The 12168-nt window shown below is 66.8% G+C and carries 15 protein-coding genes; 9 read left to right on the top strand and 6 right to left on the bottom strand.

The window, feature by feature from the left end; genetic code table 11:
- Nucleotides 1–160 precede the first annotated feature (160 nt).
- From prpR to L1081_RS07310, 3 genes are all read left to right on the top strand, one after another.
- Nucleotides 161–2125, top strand: a complete 1965-nt coding sequence (prpR, locus tag L1081_RS07320; protein ID WP_489415826.1) for a propionate catabolism operon regulatory protein PrpR — start codon at nucleotides 161–163, stop codon at nucleotides 2123–2125.
- A gap of 150 nt (nucleotides 2126–2275) precedes the next feature.
- Entirely contained in the window at nucleotides 2276–2824 is a 549-nt protein-coding gene (locus L1081_RS07315; protein WP_489415825.1) for an autotransporter, read from the top strand.
- A gap of 179 nt (nucleotides 2825–3003) precedes the next feature.
- The gene (locus L1081_RS07310; protein WP_489415824.1) at nucleotides 3004–3900 is read left to right on the top strand and encodes an arginase family protein; all 897 of its coding nucleotides are present in this window, start codon (nucleotides 3004–3006) and stop codon (nucleotides 3898–3900) included.
- Between the two features lie 36 nt (nucleotides 3901–3936).
- Here the strand turns inward: L1081_RS07310 and guaA are convergent, their stop codons facing one another.
- The 4 genes from guaA to guaB form a co-directional block, all read right to left on the bottom strand.
- Nucleotides 3937–5556: a glutamine-hydrolyzing GMP synthase gene (gene guaA, locus L1081_RS07305; RefSeq protein WP_489415823.1), complete on the bottom strand. Its 1620-nt coding sequence runs from the start codon at nucleotides 5554–5556 to the stop codon at nucleotides 3937–3939.
- An 11-nt stretch (nucleotides 5557–5567) separates the two neighbouring features.
- Nucleotides 5568–5987, bottom strand: coding sequence for a type II toxin-antitoxin system VapC family toxin (locus L1081_RS07300; RefSeq protein ID WP_489416748.1), 420 nt, complete (start codon nucleotides 5985–5987; stop codon nucleotides 5568–5570).
- An 11-nt stretch (nucleotides 5988–5998) separates the two neighbouring features.
- Nucleotides 5999–6247, bottom strand: coding sequence for a type II toxin-antitoxin system prevent-host-death family antitoxin (locus L1081_RS07295; RefSeq protein WP_489415822.1), 249 nt, complete (start codon nucleotides 6245–6247; stop codon nucleotides 5999–6001).
- 88 nt (nucleotides 6248–6335) lie between these two features.
- Nucleotides 6336–7805, bottom strand: a complete 1470-nt coding sequence (guaB, locus tag L1081_RS07290; RefSeq protein WP_021007387.1) for an IMP dehydrogenase — start codon at nucleotides 7803–7805, stop codon at nucleotides 6336–6338.
- A 178-nt stretch (nucleotides 7806–7983) separates the two neighbouring features.
- On the opposite strand from guaB, the gene L1081_RS07285 reads away from it, so the two are divergent.
- Nucleotides 7984–8490, top strand: a complete 507-nt coding sequence (locus tag L1081_RS07285) for a DUF4124 domain-containing protein (protein WP_489415821.1) — start codon at nucleotides 7984–7986, stop codon at nucleotides 8488–8490.
- Nucleotides 8491–8506: 16 nt separating this feature from the next.
- On the opposite strand, the gene L1081_RS07280 is transcribed toward L1081_RS07285, so the two are convergent.
- A complete protein-coding gene (locus L1081_RS07280) occupies nucleotides 8507–8842 on the bottom strand; it encodes an RnfH family protein (RefSeq protein ID WP_489415820.1) in 336 nt (111 codons plus the stop codon).
- Complete coding sequence (locus L1081_RS07275) at nucleotides 8842–9288, bottom strand: type II toxin-antitoxin system RatA family toxin (protein ID WP_062366972.1); 447 nt, start codon at nucleotides 9286–9288, stop codon at nucleotides 8842–8844. The genes L1081_RS07280 and L1081_RS07275 overlap by 1 nt, the downstream gene beginning before the upstream one ends.
- Nucleotides 9289–9350: 62 nt before the next feature.
- On the opposite strand from L1081_RS07275, the gene smpB reads away from it, so the two are divergent.
- From smpB to L1081_RS07250, 5 genes are all read left to right on the top strand, one after another.
- Nucleotides 9351–9827, top strand: a complete 477-nt coding sequence (smpB, locus tag L1081_RS07270; RefSeq protein ID WP_012747861.1) for an SsrA-binding protein SmpB — start codon at nucleotides 9351–9353, stop codon at nucleotides 9825–9827.
- A gap of 97 nt (nucleotides 9828–9924) precedes the next feature.
- Nucleotides 9925–10305, top strand: coding sequence for a COG4315 family predicted lipoprotein (locus L1081_RS07265; RefSeq protein ID WP_489415819.1), 381 nt, complete (start codon nucleotides 9925–9927; stop codon nucleotides 10303–10305).
- 22 nt (nucleotides 10306–10327) lie between these two features.
- Nucleotides 10328–10840 carry a sigma-70 family RNA polymerase sigma factor gene (locus L1081_RS07260; protein ID WP_489415818.1) on the top strand — a complete coding sequence of 171 codons (513 nt, stop codon included), beginning with the start codon at nucleotides 10328–10330 and terminating at the stop codon, nucleotides 10838–10840.
- 16 nt (nucleotides 10841–10856) lie between these two features.
- The gene (locus L1081_RS07255; protein ID WP_489415817.1) at nucleotides 10857–11681 is read left to right on the top strand and encodes an anti-sigma factor family protein; all 825 of its coding nucleotides are present in this window, start codon (nucleotides 10857–10859) and stop codon (nucleotides 11679–11681) included.
- Nucleotides 11682–11753: 72 nt separating this feature from the next.
- Nucleotides 11754–12149 carry a COG4315 family predicted lipoprotein gene (locus L1081_RS07250; protein WP_012747857.1) on the top strand — a complete coding sequence of 132 codons (396 nt, stop codon included), beginning with the start codon at nucleotides 11754–11756 and terminating at the stop codon, nucleotides 12147–12149.
- Nucleotides 12150–12168: the final 19 nt, after the last annotated feature.

Genomic DNA, 12168 nt, shown 5'->3' with positions numbered 1-12168 from the left:
AATGTCTCCGAAAGGTTGGCGAATGCCCAGCTATCGCAGGGGCCGTGCCAACTCGAAGGACGCGCTCAAGTGCTTGATTTACAAGGGATTGATGCTCTTCCAATCGACCCGTTGCGTTGCACTGAGACATGAATGAAACATCTTTATGTTTCAATGCGACATGCTCAACGACCGCCCCTCGCCTGCCCTGTTCCCGGCTCCCGTGCGCAGCGGCGAGCTGCCGCGCCTGTGTTTCATGAGCTACCGGCAGATCCGCGAATTCGCGATGCCAGTGGTGGCGGAATACACCGGCCGCGCCGAGATCGAGGTGGTCGACGGCACCTTCGGCGACGCGCTCGCCATCGCGCGCGACCGGCTGGAGCGCGGCCTGGTCGATGCCTTTGTGAGCGCTGGGTCGAACGCGAGCATCCTGCGCGCCGGCCTGCAGGCGCCGGTCGCCACCATCCAGCTGAGCGGCTTCGACCTGCTGCAGGCGCTCATCAAGGCGCGGCGCATGTCCAGCCGCGTCGGCGTGGTCATGTACGGCCAGACCATCCCCGAACTCGACGAGGTGAAGGACCTGCTCAACATCGAGGTGGTGCAGCACGCCTACCAGACGCCCGACGACGCACGCCAGCGCTTCGAGCGGCTGCGGCGCGAGGGCTTCGAGGTGATCGTCGGCTCCAGCCTGGTCGTCGAGCTCGCTGAGCAGGCTGGCCTGCACGGGCTGCTCGCCTACTCGCTGGGCAGCTTGCGCAAGGGCTTCGAAGACGCACTCGAACTCGCACGCGTCGCGCGGCTCGAAGCCGGCCGCTACGAGCAGCTCAACGGCGTGCTGCACAACTTGCAGGAGGCCGTGCTGGCGGTGAACCGCGACAACCGCGTGATCGCGGTCAACCCACCGATGCAGCAGCTGCTCGGCCCGCCGCACGCGCGGCTCATCGGCCAGTCGCTGGAGATGATCGAACCCGAGTTGTCGCTGCAGCCCACGCTCGACAGCGGCCAGGTCGAGCGCGCCGTGGTGCAGCGCTTCGCGCAGCGCGACTGGGTGGTCAACCGCACGCCTATTCGCGAGCACGGCGAGATCGTCGGCGCTGCCCTCACGCTCTACGACGCTCGCGCCATCCAGGAAGCCGACACCAGCCTGCGCATCCAGCAGGGCCGGCGCCAGAGCGCGGCGCGCCACCGCTTCGCCAACCTCATCGGCCAGAGCCCGGCCTTCATGCGTGCCGTGCAGACCGCCCGGCGCTTTGCGCGCACCGACCTCACGGTGCTGATCGCCGGCGAGAGCGGTGTCGGCAAGGAGCTGTTCGCGCAGTCCATCCACAACGAGAGCGTGCGCGCGGGGCGCCCCTTCGTCGCCGTCAACTGCGCCGCTTTTCCGGAAGCGCTGCTGGAAAGCGAGCTGTTCGGCTACGAGGAAGGCGCCTTTACCGGCTCACGCCGCGGCGGCAAACGCGGCCTCTTCGAGGCGGCGCACACGGGCACCCTCTTCCTCGACGAGATCGGCGACATGCCGCTGCAACTGCAAACGCGCCTGCTGCGCGTGCTGCAGGAGCGCGAGATCACGCGGCTCGGCGCGACGGCCGCCATCCCGGTCGATGTGCGCGTGATCGCCGCCACGCACCAGCCGCTGAACGACATGATTGCCGAACGCCGCTTCCGGCAAGACCTGTTCTACCGCCTCAACACGCTGCGCCTGCCGCTGCCGCCCTTGCGCGAGCGGCGCGAAGACATCGCACCGCTGGCCGAAGCACAGGTCGGCCGCTGCCTGCAGCGCCTGGGCACGCGCCTGGACCCAGCGCGCGCGCTGGCCCCACTGCTGCCGCGTCTGCGCGCTTACGACTGGCCCGGCAACATCCGCGAGCTGGAAAACCTCGGCGAGCGCATCGCGGTGTTCCTCATGCAGTTCGACCGCATCGAAGACGTCCGCTACGACGAACTGCGGCACGATCTGCCGGAGCTTTTCGCCGATGCCACCGCAAGCGAGGTAGCCGACCACACTGGGCTGAGCGCTGCACGCGTGGCCGCGGCGCTGCAGGCGCAGGGCGGCAACCGCCAGGCCGCGGCCCGGCAACTCGGCGTGAGCCGCTCGACGCTTTGGCGCTGGATGCGCGAACGCGGCGCCGGTGCACCGGACACCTGACGCCGCATTCGCCCCAGCCAGCGTCAGTTCATCTTTCCCCAGTGGTTCAGTCGATAGGGTCCACTCCACAACGCGGCACCGCTGCCTGCGGCCGGTCGTGGACTGGCCCTGCGTACCTGATCTATCCTGCCCCAGTTCCGCCGATTCAAGATGACTTCGCCCTTTCCCATCAGTTCGACCCTTCAAACCGCGATCGACGAGATCGTCGACGCCGCCGCAAAGGCCGATCGCCTCGATCGCGTCGCCGCGGTGCTGCGCGACATCACCGCCCGCTTCCACGCGCTCGGTGAGCTGATCCACGAGGCAAGCGACGATGAAGTCCTGCTGTGCGCGAACGACACGCTGACGATCTATCACATCACCCTCACACCGGGTCTGCAGTACCCGCCTCACAACCATCTGATGGACGCCCTCATCGGCATCTATCGGGGCAAAGAGACGAACTTCATCTACCCGCTGTCCGACGGCCGGCTGCAGGTTCCGGAACGGCGCGAAGCCATCGCACCCGAGGTGGTTCACCTGCCTCCCGATACCGTGCACGCGGTCGCGAATCCGGGCACGGCGCGCTCGGGCGCATTGCATGTGTACCTCGGCAATCTGCTGCACACCAAGAGGCAGATGTGGCGCTTCGCGGAAGATCGGCCCGACATGTTCGACAACGACCGGTATCTGGCCGAGGCGCGCGCCATCGAGTCTTGACGTGCCGGGATTCGAGCGGATGCCGCTCGGTCAGCAGTCCCCAACGCCCACATGGTCAAGGCTTGGTCGTGATCGACGGGAGGCGGAACATGAGCCCCATGTCTTCGCCAAGTGACACCGATGCATCTCATGAACTACGAAGCCATCGATGAAAGAACCCGCGATATCTGGAGCACCTGATGCCGACCCGACCCTATGCCATTCTTGAAGCGCCCTCCACGCTCGGCCTGTCGACCGACGGCGTGGAGCGCCTGCCCGACCGCTTGCTGGAGCTGGGCCTCGCAGACCGCATCCATGCGCGCCGTGCCGGGCGACTGGCCGTTCCGCCGAAAGACCCGAAGCCCGATCCAGCCACCCTGGTGCTGAACGCCGGCGCGATCGCGTCGTGGTCGCCCATGCTCGCCGATGCCGTGGAGCAGGTGCTGGACGCGGGCGAATTCCCGATCGTGCTGGGCGGCGACTGCACGATCGTGCTGGGCTCGATGCTCGCGCTGCGCCGGCGCGGCCGCTATGGCCTGTTCTTCATCGACGGCAACGCCGATTTCTTCCAGCCCGAAGCCGAGCCCAACGGCGAAGGCGCGTCCATGGACCTGGCCCTCGTCACCGGCCACGGGCCGGCGCTGCTGACCGATCTGGAGGGCCGCCGTCCGCTGGTGCGGCCCGAGGACACCGTCGCCTTCGCATTCCGCGACCACGAAGACCAGGTCCAATTCGGCAGCCAGCCTTTGCCGGCGGGGCTCATGGCCTGCGATCTCCCCACCATCCGGCGCCTGGGTGTCGAAGCCGCAACTCGTGCGGCCATCGACCACCTGGCGCGGGCCGAGCTCGACGGCTTCTTCATCCATCTGGACGCCGATTGCCTCGACGATGCCGTCATGCCGGCGGTCGATTTCCGCGTACCAGGCGGGCTGTCATGGGACGAACTGTCGACGACGCTCCGGCTCATCCTCGCGAGCGGAAAGGCGATCGGCATGGAGGTCACCATCTACAACCCGCGCCTCGACGAGGATGGCAGCGCCGGCAGCGGCCTTGCTGCGGTGCTGGCCGGGGCGCTGGAGACGGCCGCGCCTGCTTGAGGGGGCGGGACTACCGCTGCCCAGCAGTACTCCCTATCACTCCCACTCAATCGTCGCCGGCGGCTTGCTCGACACGTCGTAAGTCACGCGATTGATCCCGCGCACTTCATTGATGATGCGCCCCGACACCTTCTTGAGCAGCGCGTACGGCAGTTCGGCCCAGTCGGCGGTCATGAAGTCGCTGGTCTGCACGGCGCGCAGCGCGACCACGTAATCGTAGGTGCGGCCGTCGCCCATCACGCCCACGCTCTTCACGGGCAGGAACACGGTGAAAGCCTGGCTGGTGAGGTCGTACCAGCTCTTGCCGGTGGCGTCGTCCTTGAAGTTGCGCAGCTCCTCGATGAAGATCGCATCGGCGCGGCGCAGCAGGTCGGCGTATTCCTTCTTCACTTCGCCGAGGATGCGCACGCCCAGGCCCGGGCCGGGGAACGGATGGCGGTACACCATCTCGGGCGGCAGGCCGAGCGCCACGCCGAGCTCGCGCACTTCGTCCTTGAACAGGTCGCGCAGCGGCTCGAGCAGCTTGAGGCCCAGCTGTTCGGGCAGGCCGCCCACGTTGTGGTGGCTCTTGATGGTGACGGCCTTCTTGCTCTTGGCGCCGCCCGATTCGATGACGTCGGGGTAGATGGTGCCCTGCGCCAAAAAGGTCGCACCCTTATGGCCGCCATCGCCCGCCTTGAGCTTGGCGGCCTCCTGCTTGAACACCGTGACGAATTCGCCGCCGATGATCTTGCGCTTGGCTTCGGGGTCGCTCACGCCGGCGAGCTTGCCGAGGAACAGGTCGCTCGCATCGACACGGATCACCTTCGCGTGCAGCTTGCCCTCGAACATCTCCATGACCATGTCGCCTTCGTTCAGGCGCAAGAGGCCGTGGTCGACGAACACGCAGGTCAGCTGGTCGCCGATGGCGCGGTGGATGAGCGCGGCCGCCACGCTCGAATCGACGCCGCCCGAGAGGCCGAGGATGACCTCCTCATCGCCCACCTGCTCGCGGATCTTCTCGACGGCTTCGGCGATGTGGTCGCGCATGACCCAGTCGGGCTTCGCCTCGCAGATGCCGAGCACGAAGCGCTCGAGGATTGCCTTGCCCTGCACCGTGTGCGTCACTTCGGGGTGGAACTGCAGCGCGTAGTAGCGGCGCGCCTCGTCGGCCATGCCGGCGATCGGGCAGCTCTCGGTGCTGGCCATGAGCTTGAAGCCGGGCGGCAGCTCGGTGACCTTGTCGCCATGGCTCATCCACACGTTGAGCATGCCGTGGCCTTCGGGCGTGGTGAAGTCGGCGATGTCCTTCAAGAGGGCAGTGTGGCCATGCGCGCGCACGGACGCAAAGCCGAACTCGCGCTTGTGGCCGCCCTCGACCTTGCCGCCGAGCTGATGCGCCATGGTCTGCATGCCGTAGCAGATGCCGAGCACCGGCACGCCCAGATCGAACACGGCCTGCGGGGCCTTGTCGGTGGTCTCTTCGTACACGCTCGCGTGGCTGCCCGAAAGGATCACGCCCTTCAGGTGCCCGTCGGCCGCGTATTCGCGCACCCATTCGTCGCTGACGTCGCAGGGGTGCACTTCGCTGAGCACATGCGCCTCGCGCACGCGGCGCGCGATGAGCTGCGTGACTTGCGAGCCGAAATCGAGGATGAGGATCTTGTCGTGTTGCATGGAGAAGACGGTCAGAGCGTTGAAATGTCGAACAGCTTGACGCCCGCCTTGGGCGCCGCCTGGATGAGTTGCTCGTCGAAGGTGGCGAGCGGAAGATTGAGCGACTTTGCGAGCCAGAGGTAGCCCGCGTCGTAGAGAGATACCCCGGCATCGATGGCCACGGCCAGCACCGCCTTGTGCTGCGCGGGTGCGAGTTCGTGCAGCTCGACGCGGTGGCGGATGGCGTCGAGCACGCTCCACAGCCCTTCGACCGCGGACGTCGGAATGCGGCCGCTGCGCACGCCATTGGCAAGGATGTTGGCGCACTCCCACTGCCAGGCGTTGGGCGCCTGCGGCTCCACCTCGTCGCGGCGGATGGCGGCGTAAAGCTTGCGGGTGTGTTCGCTGGCCTGGTCGGGCAAGAGCCAGGCGGCGGTGACGGAGGCGTCCATGACGAAGGCTGTCACGATTGGCGCCCTTCGTCGAGCAGTGCCCGCACCGAGTGGCCGGGCTGGATGGTGGCGTGCAGCGCGGCGATCTGGCCGAGTTCGCGCTCGATCTGCTCGTCGGTGATGACCGGCTTGCGCCGCACCGGCAGCATGCGCACCACTTCCTTGCCGTGGCGGGTGATGCGAACCTCCTCGCCCTTTTCGACCAGGTCGATCAGGGCAGAGAAGTTGTTCTTGGCTTCGGCGATGCCGATGGATTGCATTTAGGCCAGAAAAATTGAATCTGGCCTGAATTCTAATGCCAATCTAGCCTGATCTTCAAGGTCTGGCCAGATTGGGCCTGCTCATCGCTTATTCGGCGCGGTAGTTCGGCGCTTCCTTGGTGATCTGCACGTCGTGCACGTGGCTCTCGCGGATGCCAGCCGTGGTGATCTCGACGAACTCGGCCTTGTTCTTCATGTCTTCGATGGTGGCGCAACCGCAGTAGCCCATGCTCGCGCGCAAGCCGCCCGACATCTGGTAGACGATCGACACCATCGAGCCCTTGTACGGCACACGGCCCTCGATGCCTTCGGGCACCAGCTTGTCGGCGTTGGGGTTGCCGGTGGTCGATTCCTGGAAGTAGCGGTCGGCGCTGCCCTGCTGCATCGCGCCGATGGAGCCCATGCCGCGGTAGCTCTTGTAGCTGCGGCCCTGGAACAGCACGATCTCGCCGGGCGCCTCTTCGGTGCCCGCGAACATGCCGCCCATCATCACGGTGCTGGCGCCCGCGGCAATGGCCTTGGCGATGTCGCCCGAATAGCGGATGCCGCCATCGGCGATCAGCGGAATGCCGGTGCCCTGCAGCGCGGTGGCGACGTTGTCGACCGCCATGATCTGCGGCACGCCGACGCCGGCCACGATGCGCGTGGTGCAGATCGACCCGGGGCCGATACCGACCTTGACCGCGTCGGCACCCACGTCGGCCAGTGCACGCGCCGCATCGCCGGTCGCGATGTTGCCGCCGACCACGTCGACCTGCGGATAGTTTCTTTTGACCCAGCGCACGCGCTCGATCACGCCGGCGCTGTGGCCGTGCGCGGTGTCGACCACGATGGCGTCGACGCCGGCCTTCACCAGCGCCTCGACACGCTCCTCGGTGCCCTCGCCCACGCCGACCGCTGCACCCACGCGCAGGCGGCCCGAGGGGTCGCGCGCCGCGTTGGGAAAGCTGGTCTGCTTGGTGATGTCCTTGACGGTGATCAGTCCCTTGAGCTCCCACGCGCTGTTGATGACCAGCAGGCGTTCGAGCTTGTGCTTGTTGAGCAGCGCCTTGGCCTCGGCCAGCGTGGTGCCGTCGGGCACGGTGATGAGCTTGTCGCGCGGCGTCATGATCTCGCTCACCGGCACGTCGTAGCGGTTCTCGAAGCGCAGGTCGCGCCCCGTGACGATGCCCACCACCTTGCCGCCGTCGAGCACCGGGAAGCCCGAGATGCCGAGTTCGTCGGACAGCTGCATGACCTGCAGCACGGTGTGCGTGGGCGTGATCACCACGGGATCGCGCAGCACGCCCGATTCGTAGCGCTTCACCTTGGCCACCTGCGCGGCCTGCTCGGCGGCGGTGAAGTTCTTGTGCACGATGCCGATGCCGCCTTCCTGCGCGATCGCGATCGCGAGGCGTGCTTCGGTCACCGTATCCATCGCGGCGGAGACCAGCGGCAGATTCAGCGTGATGTTGCGGGAGAAACGGGTGGCGAGGGAGGTGTCCTTGGGCAGGACCTGGGAGAACGCTGGCACCAACAACACGTCGTCGAAGGTGAGCGCTTTGCCGAGAAGGCGCATGGGTGAAGCTCCAAAAGACGGATTGTAGCGACCGTCGGTACTTACCCGCCCTGCCGGGGGCTTCAGCCGGCATTGGCCGGGCCGGCGAGGCGGCGAAAACGTAGCCAAATCCCAACTCGCCGGCAACGAAAACCGGCCCGTTCATGTTGCAAAACGTAAGGGCCGCTAAACTCCCCGCATGAAATTCGCGCATTGGCTCGTACTGGGATGTGTTTGCCTGCTGCCGCTCTCGGCCAGCGCGCAATGGCAATGGATCGACAAGAGCGGCAAGAAGGTCTTCAGCGACCAGCCGCCGCCGACAGACGTGCCGGAAAAGAACATCCTGCGCCGCGCGGGCTCTCCGCCGCCCCGAAGCGGTTCGGCGCCCGCCGAAGCCGATGCGCCCGACGCCGCGGCACCCAAGGCCGCGGCTGCGCCCAAGCCGGCGGGCGTCGACAAGGAGCTCGAGGAAAAGACGAAGAAGGCGCAGGCCGAGGAAAAGGCCAAGCAGGCCGCCGAGGCAGAGAAGAACGCCAAGGCCAAGGCCGACAACTGCGACCGCGCGCGCCAGGGCAAGGCCACGTTCGACAGCGGCATCCGCGTGGCCAAGATCAACGCGAAGGGCGAGCGCGAAATCATGGACGACGCAGCCCGGGCCGCCGAGCAGAAGCGCCTTCAGTCGATCATCGAAAGCGACTGCAAATAAGCAGAGCCCGCGCCGGTCAGTAGCCGGCCTTGCCGCCCTTGCGGCGGTTCGCGAAAAGACCGGTGCCGCGCGCGCCTTGGCGCTGGAAGCGCTCGCGGCGCGCCACCTTCGGATCGACCGCCAAGGGCCGGCACAGTTCGACGCGGTCGCCGTCCTCGAGCGGCTGGTCCCAGCCGACTTCCCTGCCCCAGATTCCGGGCGTCATGGCCTCGCGCCAATCGAGCTGCGGAAAGCGCCGCGAAAGATCGCTGGCCTTCACGGCATCGTCCACTGTGGCTTGAGGCGCGAGCCGCAGCACCTGCTCGAACACCTCGCGCGGTGCGGGCGAGCAGCAGAGCGTGACTTCGATCATCAGGAAGTGCCGTAGACCTGCTCGGCGCGCTTGACGAAGGCTTCGACCAGGCTGGAGGCCACGGTGTCGAACACCGGCCCCACCAGCGCCTGCAGCGCGAAGTTGCTGAAGCCGTAGCTCATGTGCAGCTCGACGCGGCAGGCGCGTTCGCCGGGTTCGCCCACGGGTGCGAACTTCCAGAGGCCGTCGAGATTGGAGAACGGCCCGTCGACCAGCTTGAGGTGCACTTCGCGCCCCGGCACATGGGTGTTGCGGGTGGTGAAACTCTGGTGAAGGCCGGCAAAGGCCAGGCCCACTTCGGCGGTCATGCCGGCCTCGTCTTCCTCGATGACCCTGGACTTGTCGCACCAGGGCAGGAACTGCGGATATTTCTCCACGTCGGTGACGAGCGCGTACATCTCTTCGGCGCTGTACCAGATGAGGACGGACTTGTTGACGGTTTTCATAGAATCGGGACAGCGTGCGCGACGGATTGTATTGAAGCCATGCGCCCCCACCTTCCCGAGCCATGGCCACCAAGAAACAAGATACCTCCTCCCGCATTGCCGACAACAAGAAGGCCGCGTACAACTATTTCTTCGAAGAACGCTTCGAGGCCGGTATCGTGCTCGAAGGCTGGGAGGTCAAGTCCCTGCGCGAAGGCAAGGTCCAGCTGACCGACGGCTACGTGGTGATCCGCGACGGCGAGCTCTTTGTCGTCGGCCTGCAGATCAACCCGCTCAAGAGCGCTTCGACCCACGTCAACCCTGACTCCATCCGCACCAAGAAGTTGCTGCTGCACAAGGAAGAGATCCGCCGCCTGGTCGGCAAGGTCGAGCAAAAGGGCTACACGCTGGTGCCGCTCAACCTGCACTGGAAGGCCGGCAAGGTCAAATGCGAAATTGCGCTGGCCAAGGGCAAGGCCGAGCACGACAAGCGCGACACCATCAAGGATCGCGAAGGAAAGCGCGAGGTCGAGCGCGCGATGAAGAGTCGCAGCCGCTAGTTCTTTTTATTTTGCGCGGCATGGAATAAAACGCCGGTTGCAGGCGTTTGTGCGGTGTCATCGGATCGTCGATGCCACCAACTTCCAGGAGTCTTCCATGTCGCCTTTTCGCCCTTCTTCCGCCGGCCTTGCCGCCGCGCTGCTCGCCGGACTGCTCGCGCTTCCCTCGTTCGCCCAGCCCAAGGCCGCCGACGGTGCGCTGGTCGGCCCGAACGGCATGACGCTCTACACCTTCGACAAGGACACGGCCGGCAGCGGCAAGTCGGCCTGCAACGGCGGCTGCGCGGCCAACTGGCCCCCCTTCATGGCCACCGACAGCGACAAGCCGTCCGGCGACTTCACCATCGTCACGCGCGACGACGGCAAGAAGCAATGGGCCGCCAAAGGCTGGCCGCTCTACTACTGGGCCAAGGACACCAAGCCGGGCGACAAGACCGGCGACGGCGTCGGCGGTGCCTGGAAAATCGCCAAGCCCTGATCCGCGCGCGCTCCCGCTCCCCATGGACGCCCGCCTGCTGGCCGACCAGATCCCGGGCCTGCGCCGCTATGCGCGCGCGCTCACGGGCAATGCCTGGGCGGCCGACGACCTGGTGCAGGACACGCTCGAGCGGGCCTGCAGCAAGTGGCGGCTCTGGGTGGCGGGCAGCGACCTGCGCGCCTGGCTGTTCACGGTCATGCACAACATCTTCGCGAGCCAGCTGCGGCGCACGCCGCCGCACAGCGTGGTGCCGCTGGAGGACGCGGCGCAGGAACTGCACGGCGCCGCCGATCCGGGCCGCGACCCCGGCATGGGCCTGGACCTGCAGCGCTGCCTGATGCAGCTGCCCGCAGAGCAGCGCGCCGTGCTGCTGCTCGTGACGCTCGAAGACCTTTCCTATGCCGAGGTGGCCAAGGTGCTCGGCATCCCGCCCGGCACCGTGATGTCGCGCCTGTCGCGCGCCCGCGTCCGGCTGCACGAGCTGATGGACGGTGCCTCGGCGCCGCATCGCCCTGGCCTGCGCCGCCTCAAGTGAAACCCGCCGCTCCATCATGAATCGCTCTGCTCCGCCCCCTAGCGACGACGAGTTGCATGCCTTCGTCGACGCCCAGTTGGCACCGGAACGCCGCGCCGAGGTCGAGGACGCCGTGGCGCGCGATCCGGCCCTTGCGGCGCGGGTGGCGGCCTGGCGCACTCAGCGCGACGCACTGCGCCGGCTGCATGGCGAACTGCTGAACGAGCCCGTGCCTGCGCCCCTGATGAGCGCGCTCGATCGCAGCCAGCCTCGCCAGGCCCGGCAAGGCCATTGGATGCGATGGGGCTGCATGGCGGCCGGCGTGCTGATCGCCTTTGGCGCCGGCTGGCTCGGCAATGCCCAATGGTCGATGCACCGCGCCGTTGCGCCCCAACTGGCCAGGGCGCCTGCGATGCGCGAATTCGCGCACGACGCGTCCATTGCGCACGCCGTCTACGCGCCCGAGAAAAGGCACCCGGTCGAAGTCGCCGCCAGCGAGCAGCAGCACCTCGTGCAATGGCTGTCCAAGCGCCTCGACAGGCCGCTCAAGGTGCCCGACCTGACTGCCATGGGCTACACGCTCGTCGGCGGCCGCCTCTTGCCCGGGGAAAGCGGCGCGCGCGCCCAGTTCATGTTCGAGGACAGCGCCGGCGAGCGCATCACGCTCTACATCGGCACCCTCGACAGCCAGGCCGCCGCCGGCACCGCCGCATCGCGCGAAACAGCCTTCCGTTTCGCGTCCGAAGGACCGGTGCCCAGCTTCTATTGGATCGACCAGGGCTTCGGCTATGCCGTTGCCGGCAAGCTACCGCGTGAAGTTTTGCTGAAACTCGCGACGCTCGCCTACCGCGATTTGTCGTGAGGCCGGCATAAACTGCCGTGTCGCGCAACCACTGCCTTGTTTTCGCGATTTTTCAACTGAAGGAGAAACTGCATGAAATTGCTCAGCGCCTCGATCCTCGCGGCGGCATTGCTCGCCGGCTGCGGCGGCATGTCCAACAAGACCGCCAGCGCCCCCGACACCCCCACCCGTACCGCCGATGGCGTGCTGGTCGGCCCGAATGGCATGACGCTGTACACCTTCGCCCGCGACACGGCCGGTGCTGGCACCTCCGCCTGCAATGCCCAGTGCGCTGCCAACTGGCCGCCGCTGCCGGTGGCCGAAACGGCCAAGCCGATGGGCGGCTACACGATCATCGTGCGCGAAGACGGCAAGAGGCAGTGGGCCTACAAAGGCTGGCCGCTCTACTACTGGACCAAGGACAGCAAGCCGGGTGACAAGACCGGCGACGGCGTCCTGAACGGCGCCTGGAAGGTGGCCCGCCCCTGATTCCGTGATCTCCTGATCG

It is taken from the genome of Variovorax sp. MSC1_012 (assembly GCF_023667525.1).
In the GTDB taxonomy this organism is placed as follows: domain Bacteria; phylum Pseudomonadota; class Gammaproteobacteria; order Burkholderiales; family Burkholderiaceae_C; genus Variovorax; species Variovorax beijingensis_B.
Note: the sequence above shows the minus strand (reverse complement) of the source record. Positions and strands in the feature narration are given on the sequence as shown.

What these genes read in the sequence shown, in the direction of transcription:
- prpR (WP_489415826.1), top strand. Translation starts at nt 161, where the DNA reads ATGCTCAACGACCGCCCCTCGCCTGCCCTGTTCCCGGCTCCCGTGCGC.
- L1081_RS07315 (WP_489415825.1), top strand. Translation starts at nt 2,276, where the DNA reads ATGACTTCGCCCTTTCCCATCAGTTCGACCCTTCAAACCGCGATCGAC.
- L1081_RS07310 (WP_489415824.1), top strand. Translation starts at nt 3,004, where the DNA reads ATGCCGACCCGACCCTATGCCATTCTTGAAGCGCCCTCCACGCTCGGC.
- guaA (WP_489415823.1), bottom strand. Translation starts at nt 5,556, where the DNA reads ATGCAACACGACAAGATCCTCATCCTCGATTTCGGCTCGCAAGTCACG.
- L1081_RS07300 (WP_489416748.1), bottom strand. Translation starts at nt 5,987, where the DNA reads ATGGACGCCTCCGTCACCGCCGCCTGGCTCTTGCCCGACCAGGCCAGC.
- L1081_RS07295 (WP_489415822.1), bottom strand. Translation starts at nt 6,247, where the DNA reads ATGCAATCCATCGGCATCGCCGAAGCCAAGAACAACTTCTCTGCCCTG.
- guaB (WP_021007387.1), bottom strand. Translation starts at nt 7,805, where the DNA reads ATGCGCCTTCTCGGCAAAGCGCTCACCTTCGACGACGTGTTGTTGGTG.
- L1081_RS07285 (WP_489415821.1), top strand. Translation starts at nt 7,984, where the DNA reads ATGAAATTCGCGCATTGGCTCGTACTGGGATGTGTTTGCCTGCTGCCG.
- L1081_RS07280 (WP_489415820.1), bottom strand. Translation starts at nt 8,842, where the DNA reads ATGATCGAAGTCACGCTCTGCTGCTCGCCCGCACCGCGCGAGGTGTTC.
- L1081_RS07275 (WP_062366972.1), bottom strand. Translation starts at nt 9,288, where the DNA reads ATGAAAACCGTCAACAAGTCCGTCCTCATCTGGTACAGCGCCGAAGAG.
- smpB (WP_012747861.1), top strand. Translation starts at nt 9,351, where the DNA reads ATGGCCACCAAGAAACAAGATACCTCCTCCCGCATTGCCGACAACAAG.
- L1081_RS07265 (WP_489415819.1), top strand. Translation starts at nt 9,925, where the DNA reads ATGTCGCCTTTTCGCCCTTCTTCCGCCGGCCTTGCCGCCGCGCTGCTC.
- L1081_RS07260 (WP_489415818.1), top strand. Translation starts at nt 10,328, where the DNA reads ATGGACGCCCGCCTGCTGGCCGACCAGATCCCGGGCCTGCGCCGCTAT.
- L1081_RS07255 (WP_489415817.1), top strand. Translation starts at nt 10,857, where the DNA reads ATGAATCGCTCTGCTCCGCCCCCTAGCGACGACGAGTTGCATGCCTTC.
- L1081_RS07250 (WP_012747857.1), top strand. Translation starts at nt 11,754, where the DNA reads ATGAAATTGCTCAGCGCCTCGATCCTCGCGGCGGCATTGCTCGCCGGC.